Annotated in this window: 14 protein-coding genes; all 14 read left to right on the forward strand. The window is 59.5% G+C overall.

What is annotated here, in order from left to right; genetic code table 11:
- Positions 1-2 precede the first annotated feature (2 nt).
- The 14 genes from B0G76_RS24015 to B0G76_RS24080 all read left to right on the forward strand — a co-directional run bounded on the left by B0G76_RS24015 (position 3) and on the right by B0G76_RS24080 (position 16,695).
- Complete coding sequence (locus tag B0G76_RS24015) at positions 3-1,340, forward strand: amidohydrolase family protein (RefSeq protein ID WP_120294741.1); 1,338 nt, start codon at positions 3-5, stop codon at positions 1,338-1,340.
- Between the two features lie 11 nt (positions 1,341-1,351).
- On the forward strand, positions 1,352-2,326 hold the full coding sequence (locus B0G76_RS24020; protein ID WP_259460698.1) for an alpha/beta hydrolase: 975 nt from the start codon (positions 1,352-1,354) through the stop codon (positions 2,324-2,326).
- 40 nt (positions 2,327-2,366) lie between these two features.
- The gene (locus tag B0G76_RS24025; protein WP_120294743.1) at positions 2,367-3,209 is read left to right on the forward strand and encodes a fumarylacetoacetate hydrolase family protein; all 843 of its coding nucleotides are present in this window, start codon (positions 2,367-2,369) and stop codon (positions 3,207-3,209) included.
- A 60-nt stretch (positions 3,210-3,269) separates the two neighbouring features.
- Complete coding sequence (locus tag B0G76_RS24030; RefSeq protein ID WP_120294744.1) at positions 3,270-4,211, forward strand: VOC family protein; 942 nt, start codon at positions 3,270-3,272, stop codon at positions 4,209-4,211.
- Positions 4,208-4,771: a hypothetical protein gene (locus tag B0G76_RS24035; protein ID WP_120294745.1), complete on the forward strand. Its 564-nt coding sequence runs from the start codon at positions 4,208-4,210 to the stop codon at positions 4,769-4,771. The genes B0G76_RS24030 and B0G76_RS24035 overlap by 4 nt, the downstream gene beginning before the upstream one ends.
- Before the next feature lie 270 nt (positions 4,772-5,041).
- Positions 5,042-7,216 (forward strand): hypothetical protein, encoded by a 2,175-nt coding sequence (locus B0G76_RS24040; protein WP_183082127.1) that lies wholly within the window; start codon positions 5,042-5,044, stop codon positions 7,214-7,216.
- A 419-nt stretch (positions 7,217-7,635) separates the two neighbouring features.
- Entirely contained in the window at positions 7,636-8,535 is a 900-nt protein-coding gene (locus B0G76_RS24045; protein WP_120294746.1) for a LysR family transcriptional regulator, read from the forward strand.
- Positions 8,536-9,090: 555 nt separating this feature from the next.
- The gene (locus B0G76_RS24050) at positions 9,091-10,365 is read left to right on the forward strand and encodes an MFS transporter (protein ID WP_147394077.1); all 1,275 of its coding nucleotides are present in this window, start codon (positions 9,091-9,093) and stop codon (positions 10,363-10,365) included.
- A 163-nt stretch (positions 10,366-10,528) separates the two neighbouring features.
- Positions 10,529-11,443, forward strand: coding sequence for a fumarylacetoacetate hydrolase family protein (locus B0G76_RS24055; RefSeq protein WP_120294748.1), 915 nt, complete (start codon positions 10,529-10,531; stop codon positions 11,441-11,443).
- 111 nt (positions 11,444-11,554) lie between these two features.
- Positions 11,555-13,099, forward strand: coding sequence for a bifunctional 3-(3-hydroxy-phenyl)propionate/3-hydroxycinnamic acid hydroxylase (locus B0G76_RS24060; protein WP_183082128.1), 1,545 nt, complete (start codon positions 11,555-11,557; stop codon positions 13,097-13,099).
- Positions 13,100-13,201: 102 nt separating this feature from the next.
- Positions 13,202-13,960, forward strand: a complete 759-nt coding sequence (locus tag B0G76_RS24065) for an SDR family NAD(P)-dependent oxidoreductase (RefSeq protein WP_120294750.1) — start codon at positions 13,202-13,204, stop codon at positions 13,958-13,960.
- 44 nt (positions 13,961-14,004) lie between these two features.
- Positions 14,005-15,249, forward strand: coding sequence for a VOC family protein (locus B0G76_RS24070; protein ID WP_120294751.1), 1,245 nt, complete (start codon positions 14,005-14,007; stop codon positions 15,247-15,249).
- A 31-nt stretch (positions 15,250-15,280) separates the two neighbouring features.
- Positions 15,281-15,673: a YciI family protein gene (locus B0G76_RS24075; RefSeq protein WP_120296743.1), complete on the forward strand. Its 393-nt coding sequence runs from the start codon at positions 15,281-15,283 to the stop codon at positions 15,671-15,673.
- A 26-nt stretch (positions 15,674-15,699) separates the two neighbouring features.
- Complete coding sequence (locus B0G76_RS24080; RefSeq protein WP_183082129.1) at positions 15,700-16,695, forward strand: amidohydrolase family protein; 996 nt, start codon at positions 15,700-15,702, stop codon at positions 16,693-16,695.
- Positions 16,696-16,966: the final 271 nt, after the last annotated feature.

Consider the following 16,966-nt stretch of genomic DNA (forward strand, 5'->3'; position numbering starts at 1 on the left):
TCATGAACGAACAACGAACTTTGCTGACGGGTGGCTGGATCCTGAGCATGGACCCGGCAATCGGCGACCTGCGTAAAGGTGACATCCTCGTCGAGGGGACCGACATCATTGCCGTCGAGTCCCATATCGACGCCCCTGATGCAGAGCACGTCGACGCGCGCGGCATGATCGTGCTGCCTGGATTTGTCGACACGCATCGGCACACGTGGCAAACCTGCGTGCGCCATCGCTATGCGGATATCGATCCGCAGATTTACTTCGCCGAAATGCTGGGCGCGAAAGGCGCCGCGTTCCGGCCGGAGGATGTCTACATCGGGACGATGCTCGGCGCCGTTTCCGCGCTGGATGGCGGTATCACCACGATGCTCGACTGGTCGCACGTGCAGAACACGCCGGACCATGCGGACGCCGCTGTTCTGGGCTTGCGGGATGCAAACATTCGCGGTGTGTTTGCGCACGGTTGGCCGCTGGTGGACGGCGCGTCGTGGATGTTCGACAGCCAGCGCGGCCACCCCGATGACATTCGTCGTTTGCGCGAACGGTTCTTCTCGTCCGACGATCAACTTCTCACGCTGGCGATGGCGGCGCGCGGCCCTGAAATGGCGCAGCGCGACGTCTGGTTTGCCGATCTGCAACTCGCCCGCGAACTCGACATCCGTTCGTCCATCCACATGGGCGCCTATGCACGCAATGCGTCCGTGCGGGCCATTGCACAGATGCATGACGCCGGCGTACTGAGCGACGACCTGACGTTCGTGCATTGCTGCTTTTGCGGTGCGGACGAGATCGCGATGATGGCCGACGCGGGGGTCAGCGCATCGCTCGGTGTGCACTGCGAACTGAACGCGCAAGGCATCGGCGACATTCCGCTCGATCGACTGCTGGCGGTTGGCATCCGGCCCAGTCTGAGCGGCGACACCGAAACCAAATGCTCAGGCGATATGTTCACGCAGATGCGGCATGCGTTCGCCTATTACCGTTCGTGGATGGGCGGCAACCATTCGAGCGTGGCGAACGCGCCGGCCACGCTTTCGATGCGTGACGTGCTCGAATTCGCCACGGTCGCGGGGGCGCGCGCGAACGGTCTCGATCACAAGGTCGGTTCGCTCACGCCGGGCAAACAGGCCGACATCATCATGATTCGCGGCGACGACCTCAATCTCACACCGGTCTCCGACGCGGTGGGCGCTGTTGTGCTGGCTGCCCACCCGGGCAACGTGGACACGGTTTTTGTCGCAGGGCGGCCTGTGAAGCGGCATGGCCACATGCTGGATGCCGACCTCGATGCACTGCGGCAACGCGCGTTTGCCTCCCAGCAATACATTCTCGGCTTGCAATGAGGGACGTCGACATGCCTCTGCCGCTCGATCCTGAACTGGCCGCTGTTGTGTCCGCGATGCGTGCCGCCAATGCGCCGCCACCATTTTCCGGCACGCCTGAGCAGGCCCGCGAGCGAATGCGGCGCGCCATCATGGCGTCGCGCGAACGTTTCCAGTTGCCCGTCGTCGGTGCGCTCGAAGATGCACTCGCGGAGTTTGGCGGCGCCCACGTACCGGTGCGCATCTATCGGCCGCAAGATGCGCGGCCCGGGTTGGCGACGATGGTGTTCTTCCACGGTGGCGGATTCGTGCTCGGCAGCGTCGAACTGATGGACGACGTTGCACGCAAGCTATGTCGGGACATGAACGCGGTGGTCGTATCTGTCGAGTACCGGCTGGCCCCGGAACATCCATTTCCTGCTGCGCACGATGACGCGTTGACGGCCACGTTATGGGCTATCCGTAACGTCGCGGCCTTGGGGGGCGACGCGTCGCGTGTTGCGGTGGCGGGGGAGAGCGCCGGCGGCAACCTGGCTGCTTCCACGGCCCTGACGCTGCGCGACCGGGGAGTCCGCCTCGCGGCACAACTGCTCGTGGTGCCGGGTGTCGATCTGGCCCGCGACATCTCCCTGATCGAAGCGAAACGGAGCGACTTCCCGATGCTGTCGCCGTCGGACTTGCGCGATATTTCGCGGCTTTATATGGGGGCTAACTTGGCGCAGGCCGCAATGTTTCCGCCATCACCCCTGCACGCTGCGGATTTCACGGGCTTGCCGCCCGCGTTGATCGCCGTTGCCGGACAGGACCCGCTTCTTGAAGAAGGTCTCGTCTACGCGGAACGTCTTCGCGCTGCGGGCGTTCCGGTACAGGCGCATCGATTCGAAGACATGTTCCATCCATTCTTCGCATTCTTCGACACTTCGGCGGCGGCGCGCCGCGCGAGTGACGAGATTTGCCACGCCTTTGCCGCGTGGCTTGAGCAATACGCGTTGCCTGTCGCTCAGTGACAGGCACACGCCTTTTCATTTCAATGTACTGGAGATCGTTATGCGGTATGTGTCCTTTGTTAAGGATGGGAAATCATTGCTTGGAGTACGCGAGGGCAAAGACATTCGTGTGATTGGGGAAGATTCGCTCGAGTCTCTGCTCGCACGCGGTGTCGACCTCGCTACCTATGGGCGCGACCGGGCGAGTGCGGAAGTCGTGAGCGCAGACGACGTGACTTTTCTGCCGCCGCTTACCCGTCCACCCAAGATCATTTGCATCGGCCTGAACTATGCGGATCACACCAGGGAGAGCAAATACGAGCAACCTGACTACCCGACGATCTTCTTCCGCCTTCATACAAGTCTCATTGCCCATCGGCAGCCGATGATCCGGCCGAGCGCATCCGATTCGCTCGACTTCGAGGGCGAGATCGCTGCGGTGATCGGCAAGGGCGGCCGGTATATCAGCAGGGACGATGCGTTGTCCTGCGTGGCGGGCTACACGCTCTTTAATGATGGCTCGGTGCGCGAGTACCAGTTCAAGTCTCCGCAATGGACGGTGGGCAAGAACTTCGACGGAACAGGCGCCTTCGGTCCGGATCTGGTCACGGCAGACGAACTGCCTGCCGGCGCGAAGGGGCTGCGGCTCGAGACGCGTCTGAACGGCGAAGTCGTCCAGTCGGCCAGCACCGACGACATGGTGTTCGACGTCGCCACGCTCATTTGCATCCTGAGCGAGGCTATTACACTCGAAGCGGGAGACGTGATCGTGACGGGTACACCGTCGGGTATCGGTTGGGCGCGCACGCCGAGACTGCTGATGAAACACGGAGACGTCTGCGAAATCAGCGTTGAAGGCATCGGCACGCTGTACAACGAGATCGCAGACGAGAAAGTGGCCTGAAGGACCACATCAATGGATCGCAGGCGCGGGCGCAGGCGAATCCGATTCCAGGAGATTGTCATGACCAGATCTGCCGTGGCGGCCTCCCGCGCGGGCGTGCATTCGATCGACCACTTCGCGCTAAATGTGCCCTCGCTCGTTGAAGCGGAGCGATTCTTCAATGCCTTCGGTCTTGACGTCACGACCGTGGGGGCGGGTACGCAAGCACTCGAACTTCGGAGTGCGGACGGGCATCGTTGGGCGCGCATTTTTTCGGCCGACAGGAAGTCGTTAGCCTATTTAAGCTTCAATTGCTATGCGCGGGATTTGCCTGTGCTGCGTAAGCAGGCCGCGGCGGCGGGTGCAATATTCGTCGCTTCGGCAAACGGTAACGAAGGCACTGGCTTCTGGTTTCACGACCCGGACGGCAACCTGATACAGGTCGCGGTTGGCCCCAAAACGAGTCCGGGCAGCAAGACGATCAGCGTGAACACTGGCGCTATGGCGGATGTGCGAGGGGCCTGCACACGTTCCGCCGTACAACCTGTCAAACCGCGCCGGCTTTCTCATGTTCTGCTCTTCACGCCGGACGTGCTGCGCGCGGTCGATTTCTATGAGCGGGCGCTCGGTCTGCGTCTGTCGGATAAATCGCGGGATCTGATCGCATTCACTCATGCCCCGCACGGCTGCGATCATCATCTGGTGGCGTTCGCCAAAAGCCATGCGCGCGGCTGGCACCATTCGTCGTGGGATGTCGATAACGTCAACGTCGTCGGCCAGGGGGCGGCACAAATGGCGGCGGCTGGCTTCTCCAAAGGGTGGGGGGCCGGGCGGCATGTGCTTGGCTCGAATTACTTCCACTATGTTCAGGACCCTTGGGGTTCGTTTTGCGAGTACTCGGCGGACATCGATTTTGTCTCGGCTGGACACGAGTGGCCCGCTGGCGACTTTGATCCAGAAGATTCGCTGTACTTGTGGGGACCGGACGTGCCCGCGAATTTCGTTCACAACACGGAAACGTGACAGCTTTCGAGGACGGCAACATTGCCGCTCAGCGCCTTCTCGCTCCGCAATGCGGTTACCGTACTGCACTGCGGCTGTTCTCCGAGCGGCTCCGCACGCGCTATATGCGCTTGCGCCTCGCCAAAATGTCTGTGCAGGCAAGCCAAAGTCTGAACCATAAGGGCAATAACCGTATGACGCTCCTGGTCAATTACGTCGCGACTTCTACTACCAGTTCGCCAAGCCTCAAGACTTGCCTCGGTACCGTAGACGTGACCGGCGTGGCGATTCGAAGTCTCTTTATCAGTGATCGTGTCGGGTGCACTGCAATTCGTTCGATGTCTGAAAGCGAAACCGGTTTGCACAGCATTCGCCCACAGAATTTTCAGAAAATCCCTACCCTAATCTCTCTGCAGAAACCAAATCGCGCGGCCGTATACACACTTATCCTGTACGGGACGTGGCCGTTAAATTTCAGCATTGCGCAAAGAACTACGACGCATGCCTTTCACGGAAACGACATGACCAATCTCGTACGTAAAACCGGTTTCACGATCGCAGTATTTTTCCGATCGCGCTAGATTGTCCGAAGCAACGATCGGTTACATAACCAGTACATTTTTGGTGAGCTTATGAGACCAGGACTAGTGAAGAATATTTTGCGAAAGCTCGCAGTCGTTGGCATCTCAGCCATTGCGACATGGGGATGCCTCATGGGGGCCGCGCGTGCGACAACCCCCGTGATTGATACATTGAGTTTCGGCGATCCTGCGGCCGAGTCCGCGCATGCCTTGACTACGGGTTTTTTTCCTATTCAGGCAAACGTTTCACCGATTCCCACCAACCCTTCGGTGGGTGCTCCAAGTGATGTGATCGCGGGGGGCCTCGGCCAGAAAGCACGGCGACTGCTGCCCCGCACGCCGAACCCGGACTATTACGGCGGCGAGATGACGTTCACCATGGCCGTCGATCCGGTCCGACAGAACTATTTCACGATCAAGATGTGGGGTTCGGAGACCTCGCAGTCGTGGCTGATTCTGAACGTCAATGGCTATGAGGTCGGCGGCCGTCGCATGACTCACGACGAGGAGATGCTGTCGAACAACAATGGCTGGTACCCGGATCGCTTCATTTACCGCACAGTCCGCATTCCGCTCAAACTCACCACGGGGCAGAATCACGTCACGATAAAGGTGCGCTCGGTCGGCTTCATTGCGTATTACGGCCCTGTCAACTACGACACATACCAGAAGCGAATGGATGCGGCGACAGTGGGTATTTACAGTGCCTACATGCATACCACCGGATATCTGGATGTATCCTCCGAAGTTCAGGGTTCAGCGCCGGCGGCGACCACGAAGACGACCTCGTCAACGGACGAGGCCAACTGGCTGTCGGGCTTCAAGGCGAACGTCAACAAGCAACTGACCTCGAAGATGTCGACGTCCCCGTCGTCGCTGACGCCAAACGATCTCGATTATCTCGCGCGAGCCTACTCGGTGACCTGGACGACCGCTTACAGGAATCAGGCGGCGGTAAATCAGGTCGTCGCGGGCATGGACGCCTTGGTATCGGCCTACGCTGCCGCGCCGACCACTTACATCGGGTCGCATGGCAACGACAGCTGGGGTGGCTATTTTGGTAAATCCGGCAACGCGATCCGGCTCTTGTGGCCGCAGGTGCGCGATCTGATGGCCCAGACCGTGAACTATGGCGGGAGTATTGGGACAACTACGCGCCAGACGGCGTGGGCGAACGCGCTGCGCGCCAGCGTCGATTACGGCCGGTTCCACCGTCTGGTATTTGCCAATCAGGAGATCTACACCACAACCAGCATCTATCTGGCGAATGCTGGCCTTTTGCTGGTCGACTCGTCCCAGGCTCTTCTCGAACAGGAAGCACGCCGGTACCTGTACGAGGGTTTCGGCATCAGCCCCTGGCTGGGCAGCGACCAACCCGGCGAAGGACCGGTCCCGGTACGCGGTACGTCGCCTAACGGTCCTAACTGGTATCAGGTCACCAGCCGCGGAACGACGAAAGAAACCTGTCTCGTCGGCGGTGATTATGGTGAACAGGGCGGCGCCGCATTCTATCTCGGACAGGTTATTGGCGACGACCAGCTGAAAGCGCAGGGCATCAAGATGTTGCGCGCTCGCGCGGCGCTTCGCTATCCCGCCGTTGATTCGAATGGCAACCTCGTGTCCTACGTCGCTGAGCCGATCGGCTGTCGTAACGACTGGGAGCTAAACTGGCATGTGGCGTATCTGGGCCATCTCGGCGATCCGGTGCTCGTAGGCGCGGCCGGTGCTGCGGTGATCGGTAACGACCTGATGGGATATGCGCAGCAGGCATTTGGCGAAGGCCAACTGCTTGGCCAACTGACGGTTGGGGGAGGTGGCAGTGACATCGTGCAGTTCCCGGATGCGTACGCGGCTTTCAGAGCGCAACCGACAACGGGCATCGTGCTTCCGATGACATCTGGACAGCCCGATTTCGCGTGGACCGACGAAGAAAACATGGTGGTCGCGGCAAAGCATGGTGAAGAGCGCTTGTGGGCTGTTTTGGACTGGACGTGCTCGGACGCCATCAACAATCTCGCCAAGATTTTCGTGACCACTCCACAGAACGCGCGTCTCGCGGAGGTGAGCCTCGATGACCTGCGATATACGCCGGCTGGGTACACCGTAACGCGCAACGGATCGGTTGACAACACACCGCCGCACGGCAGGCAGCCGCCAGACAATCCCGTGCTCGCAAACATTGGAGATGTGCTGCCCGCCGCAATGCGACCGGAGCTTGCGAAAGTGCCGCCTAACAACTTCGACGGTGGCCGCGGTACCGGTTACACACTCAGGTATGGGCACTGGCTCATCGCCATCAATGCGCATCCGACGCAGACTTACACGATGCGTGCGCCGCAGGGATTCACTGGGGGCGTCGACCTGGTATCGGGAATAAGCATGGGTGCAACCGTAACGCTGCAGCCTAAGACCTCCGCTGTCTTTTATCTGGGCAACACCAACTGAGGAAGAACTGGTTTCGGCTGCCTTGAACGACCCCGCCGTTCGGGCAGCCGATGGGGTCGCGGCTCACGAGCTCCGCGTTTTATACAGTTTTGAGAAGCGTGGGCGGCAAGCGCCCAAGTGAGTCCGCCTAGCGTCGGGGCAGAGTAACGTTCTTCCGACTTTCATCGGCTTAGCCGAGTGGCGTCGTTTGCGCGGGGACTTCCGTGATCCTCGCCGCTTGGGATCGCCTATGTACGTCTGGCCGTTCAGGGCCGCACCTCGTCGTCCGAGGCGTAGGGATACTACGGAAGTAATCCCGATGCAGGAGGGTTATAGTTAGGCATCGACTGATGCTAAATTTGCATCACCAATATCTTATGCGCGACCGTAATTGTTCTGTCAGGACTCCCACGGTAGTTGACGCCCTACATTGCTTTGCTATGAAACTTCAGTCGCTCCATGAATTCCTGGCCGTCGCCGATCGCGGCAGCCTTCGGGCAGCAGCCCGTCACCTTGGTACCGGACAGCCCGCTATAAGTCGAAGCATCCGTGAGCTCGAACGGGAACTTGGCGTCGTGTTATTTGAGCGCAGCGCCGCCGGTGTGCGCCTCACGTCCATGGGCGAAACGTTCTTGCGCCGCGCGAGTGCAGTGCGTACTGAACTGCAGCGGGCAAAAGAGGAGCTTGACCAGATGCGTGGAGAAACGCACGGTCACGTGACGCTGGCTTGCTCTAGCGTTCCTCATCTGGCTTTGCTACCCGACTCACTGCGGCCGTTTCGCCGGCGATTTCCGGGCGTGAAACTGAACGTCATCGACTCGGTTTTTCCTGGCATCGAGCTGCGCCTGCGAGACGGCACCGTCGATTTTTATGTGGGCCCAGTCCCGAAGGACGTCTCCGGTGAGCTGGCAGTAGTCAAGCTGTTCGATAACATTCGCGTCATTGTGGGACGCAAGGGGCACCCGCTGGCCAATGCGGGGACGCTGCGCAACCTCGTCGACGCAGAGTGGATAACGACCTCGATTACTCACAAGGCGGAGGAGGAGCTCGGCCCTCTCTTTGCCGAACACGGACTGCCTGCGCCCCGTCTCGTAATGCAGGCTCACTCGGCGCTGACCTTCCTGGTTGCGATGGCCAGTTCCGAGCTTCTTATGATGCTTCCGATACAGTGGCCCAATGCGACGCTGTGGAAGGACGTCCTGCAGGTCATCCCCGTTAGTGAGGTTCTGCCGGCTCCACCCATATGCCTTGTCTACCGGCATGGCTTGCCGCTGACACCGGCCGCCTCCCATCTTTGCGACCTGATCCAGAGGGCGGCACATCATCTCGCAACGCAATAGTCTGCCCGGTGTGCGGGTCGCCGGTCGCTGAACGTGGCTTACTCACGCCGATCGCTTGAGCGAGCTCTGCCAAGCGGCACGAAGAGATCGCTGACGAACCTATACCACCACGCTCGCGTCGATCGTTTCATGACGGCGTTCAATGTCGGAGGGATTTCATTCGCAGGCTGTCAGTTCTTGCCCGTTCGGCCCAGATTGCAGGGAGGGCTGCAACGCAAACCCACAATGTACTGCTCCATTTGGTTTAAGTAATTACCTAGTTCGACACTAGATTTACCTGAGGTCGACCTCGGCCCGAGGAGTCACGTGAAATATTGCATTTGATCGCTGGCGGAATATGTCCCGATGACGGGCCGCCGGGCGCACTGTCGCGGTGCACATCTGCAGTAAGCCTGATCCAAGGGGTGATCAATTTTCGGGATCGCTCAAGCGATTTCGCCATCTTCCAGAATCGGGCTGGGATTCCTAGCATGGACGCATGATGTCATCTGAAAGACACGCGCCGGATGCTCGGGGTTCTTATCAATTGACCACAATTAAGAGAACGGAGACAGTGTGTTTAAAACTAGCAAATTCAATCCATGGTTAATAGTAGTTGCCTCGTTCTGCAGTTTGTTTCTGGGAATGGGGACAATTGGCTATGTACTCGGAGTTTTCCTGAAACCAATAAGTGTCGAGCTGGGTATCGGGCGATCGATTATCTCGGCGGGCATATTGACGGCTTCCCTGGTAAACGCTGCTGGGAGCCCTTTCATCGGGATCGCTCTTGATCGGTGGGGGTCGCGGAAAGTGCTTCTTCCCATGGCGGCATTGTTCGCGGCGGTGATAGCATCTTTTTCAATGCTTGTTCCTTCATCTGTTTTGATAATGGCGCTCTTCGTGCTGCTGGGATTTTCAGGCGTCGCGATGACCCCAATTCCATACGCGCGGGGTATCAGTCTATGGTTCGATGAACGACGTGGGTTGGCACTGGGCTTGTCTATCGCAGGCATTGGACTCGGCATTGCCATCGTGCCAAAACTTGCGGGTTTTTTAATTGCGACCCAAGGCTGGCGCCATGCATTCCTGATATTGGCAGCCATTGTTCTTTGCGCTGCATTTATTCCCATTGCGGTCTGTATGAAAGAGCCTTCCGAGGTCAACACTGACCAGGACTCGAAAGCCGCGGTTACGATTCCGGGGGTGGAAGCAAGGGCCGCATTCAAGACGTGGCGGTTCTGGGCCATGACTCTCGCTTTTTTCTTCGCAATTGTCGCCATCAACGGATGTGTAAGCCACCTGGTTGCACTGCTAACGGACCGGGGAATGCCAGCTGCGGACGCGGCCTCGGCTATTGCCCTAATCGGCTTGTCGGCGCTGATTAGTCGCCTGGTTTCCGGCTGGCTGCTCGATCGCGTATCTGGTGTGAAGCTCGCTGTATTTTTCTTTCTCGCCCCTGCCTGCGGAATTGCATTAATTGCAAGTGGGGTCATGGGCTTCATTCCTTTTGTCGGTGCCATTCTCTGCGGGATAGCGATTGGGGGCGAAGTCGACCTGCTGGCGTACTTTGTCGGTCGTTATTTTGGCCTGAAACACTTTGGCGAAATCTACGGATTGATCTTCGCGGCATTCTCTGCAGGATTTGGCGTCGGGCCATTTATAAGCGGCATCGTTTTCGACAAAACTCACAGCTACGGCTTCGCATTTGCCATTTACATTGGGCTATTGGTTTTGGCGGCGGCCTTGGTCTCACGCCTCGGCCCGTACGAGTATCCCGCGCGTCGCCATGCCGTGAGACAAGCCGGCCCGATGCGTTCGGACCGCTCCGATCAACCACAACCACATGCTTGATACGAGAAACAGTCGCGGATGGTTTTGATACACCGCTACGGGTTTCCATAGCGGGTAGGAAAGAAGCGGCGGGACGACGCGTGCATTCTGGCGACAGTGCAAGCCATGCGTTCCCTGTCGAGGCGGTCACAATGGACGATCATTTGGATGAGGTTTGAAGAGAATGGAGAGCTTCCGGTTAGTAACCTACAGCACCAGCGGCGGACCGCGAGCCGGGATCGTCGCGGCCGACCGCGTGTACGACGCAGCAGACCTACTTTGGGATCATGGTTGCCCGACTGTCCTGGAACTTCTGCGCAACTGGGAGAACGTCCTGCCGGCTCTACGTGAGGCAGTGGCGAGGCGCGAAAGCCATCCGAGCAGCGCGCTCGAAGGTGTTCAACTACTAGCTCCAATTCTTTACCCGCCTGCCGTGTTTTGTGCCGGCGCAAATTACACCGATCACGTCTCGCGAATGGCAGCCAAGCTGGGACTGGAGCGCTTTCCGAACCCGAAAAGTGTCGGAAGCAAGCCATTCCACTTCCTCAAAGCCTCGCGGTGCTGCGTCGGTCCGGGTGCCGAAGTGCGGGCACCGTCGCGCGACGTGGACTGGGAGGTCGAACTGGTGGCCGTAATTGGCAAACCCGCGCGACACGTGAAGGTTGACGAAGCGCTGTCTTACGTTGCCGGCTATATGGTTGGCAATGATCTTACTGCACGCGACCTGGCCCGGCGCCCAGAAATCCCATCGTCTCTCCCGTTCAGCTTCAGTTGGCTCGACGCTAAAAGCTTTGAGGATTCGGCTCCCATCGGACCTTGGATTGTTCCGGCGGAAGATGTCGGCGATCCACTCAAATTAGATCTGAAGACCTGGGTCAACGGCGAACTTAAGCAGGACTCCAACACGTCGAAAATGATCTTCAGTGTTCAGGAGCAGATCGCTTACCTGTCTGAGCAGATCACGTTAAACCCTGGCGACATCATATTTACGGGTACTCCAGCGGGTGCTGGAGCGGAAACCGGTGAGTTCATGAAGCACGGCGATACGGTAACGGTGTGGATCGAGAAAATCGGTCAACTGACGACGAAGATCGTGTAGGGGCTAAATAGGTGTGTTGCGGTCCCCCTCACAGCGCTGCGCCGCAGGAATGAACAGATGCGCGAGGGACGGGAGTGTGTGCAATTTGTATGTAATGGCCAAGGAGCGCCAATGTTTGGAAATCATTCCGCCAGCTACGACATCGCTATCATCGGTGCTGGCCCCGTCGGCCTTACCGCTGCCAATCTGGCGATGGCGCATGGTCTGACCGCCGTGGTGGTCGAAAAGGAGGCCCGCCCGTTTCCCCTTCCACGTGCGATCCACTTCAATGGAGACGTACTGCGCGTCTTTCAGGGCGTGGGACTTGCAAACATGCTGCAGCCACAGATCGGCACACAGCGGGGCACGACGATTTACGGCGCGGACGGAGAGCCCACCAAAAGGTTGCACTTCTTGGAAGACGACAGCACGGGATGGTGCAAACAGTATTCCTTTTACCAGCCGCTGCTCGAAGCGACGCTGAGAGACAACCTCGTCGAGCGCCAGGGAATCGATGTGCGGCATGCCTGCGAAGTCGTAGGCATGGTGCAGAATCCGTCGGGCGTTACTCTGAACGTTTCAGGCGCCAGCGGCGACGTCGAAATTTCCGCCAGGTACGTGCTTGCGTGCGACGGCGCCCGTAGCTTCGCGCGCTCATCGCTTCAGATTGAGATGGAGAACCTCGGCGTCGCCGAAAACTGGATCGTTGTTGACGTGTTCTTCGACGAAGGCAGTCCTCTGCCACCAGATAGGACCGTCATCTATTCCGACCCGGACCAGCCCGCAGTATATGTCCCCGGACCTGGCCTGCACCGACGATTCGAATGGCAACTCGGTCCCGATGAAGACCCACAGGCCGCGAACACGAGGGAAAACGTCGCGCGAACCCTTGCGCGGTGGACCGACCCCGATCGGGTCGAAATCATCAGGCACGCGGCCTACACGTTTAATGCGATGATCGCTGAAACTTGGCGCTCGGGCCGAATCTTTCTGGCTGGCGACGCGGCTCACAGAACGCCGCCTTTCCTTGGGCAGGGGATGGGCCATGGCGTTCGTGACGTTTCGAACCTCGTATGGAAGATTGCAGCGGAGATTCGGGGCGCCGCCCCCGCACTGCTCGAGAGTTACGAGGCAGAGCGCAAGCCACATGTCCGCACCATCATCCAAAGAGCGATCGAAGTAGGCCGCGGCATGGGCATACGTGACCGCACCGACGCGACCGCGCGCGATCTCGCAATGCGCTCTGCTGGCCCTTTGGACCGGACCGAAACAGACAAGCTGATGCCGCCCGTGGCCGCAGGGTTCATCGGTCGCGGCAAGGCCGCAGGCACGGCCTTTCCGCAGCCGTTCGTTTCATTCGAAGGCCGGTCGATGCGACTGGACGATGTCATTGGAATCCGTTCTGCCGTCATAACACGCTGTGACCTGGAGCCGTCAATTGCCGAGCGCCTGGCTACCGATAATTCGGTTTGCTGGCTGAGCGTGAGTCCCTCCGCCCGGGCCCCCGGGTCGTTGCACCTTGAAAAAGCCGAGGCTGTGGTGGCCTGGTTCGATACGGTCGGCGCCGATATTGTCGTTGTGCGGCCCGACCGCTGCGTGTTCGACCATGCCGGGGAGGCCGAGGCCGGCGAAATTCTGCAACCTTATCTGTCGACGATCCATGTCGCGCAATCGTGAGTCGGACGACCCGTAAGGGAGCGGATTGAACTAGCACGTAACACAAACAGATTTTATGAACTTGCTGCGCTCGTCACGAGCGGTAAATGGAGACATGACAAAATGAACCGTCTTTCTAACAAGGTATGCATCATCACAGGCGGCGCTGGCAGCCTCGGTCTGGCCTCTGCCCGTTTGCTTCAAAGCGAGGGAGCGAACATCGTGCTCGTCGACCTTTCTGAGGATCGTTTGCGCGAAGCTGTAGAGACTCTCGACCCGTCGCGCACACTGACAGTCGCTGCCGATGTAAGTGACGTAACGGACGTTCAGCGCTACGTGGCCGCCACCGTGGACCGTTTCGGTGGCATCGACGTGCTTTTCAGCAACGCGGGAAATGACGGCCCCGTGCTGCCTCTTACCGCATATCCCGAGGACGACTTTGACAGTGTTATGAAGGTCCATGTCCGGGGCAGCTTCCTCGCATGCAAGTACACCGTCCCGGCGATGCGCGAAGGTGGAAGCATCATCATCACCTCGAGCATTGTCGGCGTGAAAGGCGCAGTGAACAACTGCGCCTATTCCACCGCGAAGCATGCGCTCGTCGGTCTCGCGCGATGCCTGGCGAAAGAGGTGGCCTCCCGGGGTATTCGCGTGAACACAATCAATCCCGGGCCAGTGAACAACCCGTTCATGAAGGCAGCCGAAGAGCGGTGGACGGCCAGGACGGGACAGGATCGCACAGCTTTCATGAACAGCCTGATTCCCTTGGGCCGGCATGCAGAACCCGAGGAGATTGCCAAATCTGTCCTTTATCTCGCATCGGACGATAGCTCCTTCACTACGGGCTCCGCGCTCATGGTCGACGGCGGTATGGGCGGCTAGTGGACGGTGACGACCTTTATCATTAACGTTTACGGGCTGTCATAATGAAACCCTCTGCTTCAACCATTCAGCAGCCGCAGCGCACGTATTCGGTGGGCGGCGTCAAGCTCCCTCGTCCGTTCCAGATCCGCCGGCTTGGGCACTTCGGCTACAACGTCCGCGACCTCCAGGCGTGTCTGAAATTTTATCGGGACGTTCTCGGCTTTAGAATTTCCGACCCCATCGACTTCAGGCCGATGATTGATGACGTGGCTGTCAAAGCAGCTTTGGGCGAACACTCTGGCTATTTTATGCGCCACAGTGGAGATCACCATTCGTTTGTGCTGTTTGACAAACGCGCCATGGACGCGCGCAGGCCGAACAATCCATTCCCCGAGGTGCTGGTGAACCAGATCACCTGGCAGGTGAACAGCCTCGAGGAGGTGGTGGACGCTGCCCGGTACTTTGAGGACAAGGATGTCCCTCGCCTGCGGAGCGGCCGCGACACGCCTGGTTCGAACTGGCACACCTATGGATTCGACCCGGACGGCCACATTGTCGAAGTCTATTACGGCATCGAACAGATTGGCTGGGACGGCTACAGTAAGCCGCGTTCGATGTACGACCGGGGCTTTCGCGAGGTGCCACCGCTTCCGCAGATCTGCGAGCAGGAAGAAGTCATCGCAGCGCTGGACAAGAAGATAAGCCCTGCTGATGGCTACGTTGACCGCGGTGTCGACGTAGCGAAATATGAGGTCCAGGGAATTCTACTGCCGAGGCCTTTTGTGGTGACGGCGATCGGGCCGCTCAAGCTTTTTGTCGGCGACGTCGAGGTGGCGAGTCGCTTCTATCGTGAACGACTGGGACTAAGCGTGACCGAAGAACGGTCGGTGGAAGGGTGCCGGGCCACGTTCCTCCGAGCGGGAGGCGAGCATCACTCGATTGCGCTTTTCGACATCGCACTGCGCGAGAGGCTAGGCGTTCGTGCTGACTCGACGACGCTTTCGTTCGGCGTCCGAGTAGGCTCCTACGCGCAGCTCCGGGCGGCGGCGGCCTGGCTGACCGCGGCCGGGGCTCGTCGCGTCGATCTGCCGTCCGAGATTTCGCCAGGCCTGCGGTACTCGGTTTTCTTTGAGGATCCCGACAACCATCTCGTGGAACTGTATAGCGAAATGGACCAGGTAGGCTGGGACGGTCGCGTCCGCGAGCCAAGCTTGCTTCCCAACAGGGACGTTCAGACGTGGCCAGAGAGTATTGAACCAGTTGGCTCGACTTTTCTGGGCGAGCCTTTCTTTGGCCCCATGCTTTGAGAAACCGACTTTTAACTGAGAGGGGGCGTTGATGACGCATTCCGCAACTCCATACTCTGCTGAAGACGATGCGCTCGAAACCCTTAAGAAGAGTTTCAACCGCATGACAATGTACGTAGTGACGCTGGATACCAGCGCGCTTGACCCTGATCCAGTGAGGCTATTTAGCCATCTTACGTGGCTGAAAGAGCAGGAGGCGGGGGGTGTCATCGCTTTTACGGGTCTTCGATTCGATGGAGGCAACAGGCCGGTGGATGGCATGACCGTTCTGCGCGCCGGAAGCTTCCAGGAAGCAGAACGCATTGTTGCAAGCGACCCATTTGTGGCCGCCGGCGCGACCGCGACGATTCACCGATGGGACGTGGCGGCCGGTGCCATGTCGTTTTCTGTTCGATTGTCCGACCGGTCCGTGGGTGTGATATGAGCGCGGATGCAAAGCTTGAGAGCGCGATGACGAGCAGCAACATTGTCGACGTACATTCCCATGCGCTGCTGCCGATCTGGCGCAAAGCCGCGGCGCGGGCGCAGGGTCGGGGGGACGACACGCCGGAGATACTGGGTAGGCCCGCGCCGCCCTGGAGCGAAGCGGCTCACCTTGCCGTGATGGACGCTCATGGCATCACCATGAGCGTTCTTTCGTGGCCTTCCGCCGCTGAGGGTATCCCGAGCGCGGAGGCGGCGAGTCTCGTGCGGGGCATGAACGAGGCCTTGGCCGAGATCGTGTCGCGCCAGCCGACACGGTTCGGTGCGTTCGCCTCATTGCCGCTGGGCGATCCCGACGCACTGGCGGCGGAGAGCGTCTATGCGCTCGATGTGCTCGGGCTGGATGGCATCTCCTGTACCCCCCAGATGCAGGGCTACTATCTGGGCGAAGCACGCTACGACGACTGGTTCGCTGAGCTTGATCGCCGCGGCGCGGTACTTTTCGTCCATCCCTCGGCTCCCCCTGGCCAGGACGCGCTCCACTCAGTCGTCCATCCAGCGATCCTCGAGTTTATGTTTGACACGACTCGCGCGGTAGCAAACCTGGTCTTCACGGGAGCGCGGCGACGATTTCCAAACATCCGCATCGTCTGCGCGCATGGCGGCGGGGTCACTCCTTATCTGGCCCACCGGATGGGCCTGCTCGGTCCCGCGAGGGCGACGTTGTATGGGGGCGAGTCTCTCAGCCGGGACGAGATCCTTCACGACCTCTCCTCCTTCGATTTCGACCTGACGGCCTCAACTTCGCATGTGCAGCTTCAGGCGCTTTGTGAACTGGTCGGATCGGCTCGATTGATGTTTGGGTTTGACTTTCCTATGATGGCCACGAGCAGCATTGCGCCCGCCCTTCAGGCGCTGCGGGACACGCATATTTTTACCGCCGATGAAAAGATGGCCATCGCGTCTGGTAACGCACTCAGATTGTTGCCGAAGGCAGCGCGCCGGCTGAGTACCGGTAGCTGAAGACGTTGGCTGCGCCACACGCCGTGTGGTCTGGCAGAACCAAGGCTCGAAGCGGCAGGCACTCGCCTGGCGTGTGCCGATGCGACAAGCCTTGATCTCAGCGGAAAGAACTAGCGAAGTGAAGCTCATAGAGGCGGGAGCGGCTGCCGAGCGCCCGGAGCGCCGCCATCGGTAGAACGAGGGCGCGCGGCGCTGACCTGGCACCGCAAACTGCTGCGCGCCCTTGGCCGTGCAACCGGTCCGCCTCCACTTTTCCACTTCTGGTCTTCGG

This window comes from Paraburkholderia sp. BL23I1N1, from assembly GCF_003610295.1.
GTDB lineage: Bacteria > Pseudomonadota > Gammaproteobacteria > Burkholderiales > Burkholderiaceae > Paraburkholderia.